At 38.6% G+C, this 2,725-nt stretch carries 2 protein-coding genes; both read left to right on the top strand.

The window, feature by feature from the left end:
* Positions 1–1,458, top strand: a 1,458-nt coding sequence (locus ABFQ95_08370) for a tetratricopeptide repeat protein (GenBank protein MEN8237529.1), incomplete at its 5' end; no start/stop codon positions are given.
* 66 nt (positions 1,459–1,524) lie between these two features.
* Complete coding sequence (locus ABFQ95_08365; GenBank protein MEN8237528.1) at positions 1,525–1,671, top strand: hypothetical protein; 147 nt, start codon at positions 1,525–1,527, stop codon at positions 1,669–1,671.
* The last annotated feature ends 1,054 nt before the right edge of the window (positions 1,672–2,725 follow it).

The following is a 2,725-nucleotide window of genomic DNA, read 5'->3' as shown; positions in this document are numbered from 1 at the left end:
AAAATATCAGGCGATGATATTTCTATTCATCGTTTGGTCTCTGGCTGGCTCAAGGATAAATTAGATCAAGAACAGAAGTTGAGATATCTGAAAAAAATGCAAACTGCGATTGAGAAAATATATCCCAGAAAAATTGCAGGCAGTGATATTTCTAATAAAGAACGCAATTTAATAAATCAAACAATACCTCAGCTAGAAAAATTCTTGCAAGAAGTAAGCTCCTTTACTTCGGATGCAGATCGGGTTTCTTTCTATGCTCTTACCTATCGTATTTTAAATGAGCCCCACAAAGCAGAATATATCTTAGAAGAAGCTTTAAAGCTCAATGAATCTTTGTATGATCAAAATCATCCAACCAATCTGCAAATTTTAAATTTATTGAGTTCTGTGTATCATCATTTAGGAAAAAGCTTAAAAAAGCTAGAAGTTTTAAAAAAAGTTGTGTCAATTAGTGAAAAAACCTACGGAAAAGAACATCCAAAAACAGCACATGCATTTTTTCGATATGGCCTATCTTACATGTTGTTAGGAGATTTTAATACGGTAAGAAACTTACTTTCCCAGGCACTCAAGTTCTATCAGAAACATTATGGAGACAATCACGTTGAAACTGCTCAGGTGTTATATATGCTAGGTTGGATTAGTTATGTGCTAGGTGATAGGGAAAAAGGAAAAAAAACACTAGAGCATGCGCTACAAATAAATTTCCAAAGTCCTACATCAATTTCTAGTCTGGCATACAATCAGATCCTTTTAGGATTTATTCATTATGATTTAGATCATTTGGAAGAAAGTGAGAAACATTTTCGAAATGCCTTAAAAATAAGAAGACAACTACATGGAGACAGTCATATTTGGACCGCGCTTTCAATGGCAAATTTAGCTCTGGCTTGTGTTGCAATGGACAAGATGTCCGAAAGTAAGCGTCTTTTGCATGACGCTTCAAGATTTCTCGAAGAAGCTCCCAACAAGACAAATGCCTGGATTTCTATCCTAATTGCTCGTATGGGAATTGTCCACGCTGTTTCTGATGATTTTTTGCAAAGTAAGAAAATGTTCTTAAACTCTATTAATAATCTTAAAATAAAATACGGAAATGATCACTTATTTACTGCTATCGTATCTGCAAATCTAGGAAATGTCTACCGATTACTTGGATACGTTCATAAAGCAAGAAAGCTTTTGCGGCAATCACTCAAAACAATTCAACGGTCCTATGGTGACAATCATCCCACGACCGCGATGGCCATAGCCAATCTGGCATTAACTCTAGAAGGTGCAGAAAAAAAAGAGTTATTGGAAAAAGCCTTGAGAATTTTCAAGAATTTTTATCCCCCTCATCATCCGAACGTCAGGAAAGCCGTATCAGAGCTTGAAAAAACAAATATATCCCCCTCCAATGTCAGTAAGTTAGGCAAACCTCTCAACCCCGGTTATTATATTCTCTTGCCTTTCTAGGTGGCAAAGATTAAAATGCCCGGGAGCGGGGGTGGTTGTCCCCTCAGTTTATGGAGAAGATAGAAAATGAAAAGATTTTACCTTTTACCAGCGGTATTGTTTATGCAGTTGTTTTGCTTTGCGGCGGAAAATTGTTCTGCAAATATAGAAAATATCTCTGAGCAATCAGGACCTGGAAAAAATATTCTGAATCTTACTGAGAATGCTGACTAACTCTGATAGATTTTTCTCGTTTTAAACAATTAATTATTTTTGTAGGGAATTGTTTTGTTGTTCGTGATCGCTCAGTAGGCGTCGTTAGTAGGTTTTGGGTGTGGTATTATTTTTGATAGTGAAGACTGGTAAAGATTGTTGAAGGTAAGGAAAATCACTGGCGAGGAACTTGCCAAAATCAACATAGGGCGGAATGAATTTCTGGTAATTGGATTTGCACCATAAGAGAAAGCCAAGGTGCTCAGTTGTGGGCTTTATTTCTCCGTCAACATCATAATATAAATATATTCGCACCCGTGTGCCACAATCGTTTTCAAATTCAATCGAGATGATAAAACCCCATTCCCACTTGTGGTCGCAATTGACACTGAATGCGCTCCTTTTGACACTGAGTTGTTGCGAACCATCTGGGTCAACCCCCAATCTCTCCAAAATCCTCTGAAATCCACAAGACCTGCATCTAAGGACGTCGTTTCTACAAGTCAACCTTGCTCTGGGAGTACCGTGATGCTACAGACTATTATCTTTCTTCTGGCTATCATTCTGACCGGCAGCAGTACAAGCTGAAAAACTGCCGAGCGCGGAGTAAAGGCGCCGAGGTCCGGTAAATTGAGGCGCCATTGATTAACCCTCGACAGTCACCTGACCCTCTCACAAAATGAGCACAAAGTCCATGGTCTCGGATCTAAAAAACGTGTAAAAATATAACCTGAGAGTCTTGAGTCGACCGTTCACGTTCTCCGCAATACGCATACAATACTGGTGAGCTATGCGGCCCCCCAGAAGAGGTACTTGATACTTGTCGAGCGCCACGTAATGGAGCCACCCTCTGCGCCATTTAATGGAACCACTTAGAGCAAAAAAATTTTGCATCATGCCGCCATAACCACCCCCTTTCTAACCCAATTCATTTGTTCGTGCAACAAATTTTTGCTCTTTTGGATTTGCCGTGGTAAAAAAAGCTCTTGTGTCCGATAATCTTTATAGATATATTAATCGTACATATTGAAGAGATTGTACGACTTATGTCTGAAATTATAATATACGAAGAAAA

It is taken from the genome of Pseudomonadota bacterium (assembly GCA_039714795.1).
In the GTDB taxonomy this organism is placed as follows: domain Bacteria; phylum Pseudomonadota; class Alphaproteobacteria; order JAGOMX01; family JAGOMX01; genus JBDLIP01.
This window is presented reverse-complemented; position numbering and strand designations above follow the sequence as displayed.

Excerpts from the sequence above, each read along its gene's own strand:
- ABFQ95_08365 (MEN8237528.1), top strand. The coding sequence starts at position 1,525 with ATGAAAAGATTTTACCTTTTACCAGCGGTATTGTTTATGCAGTTGTTT.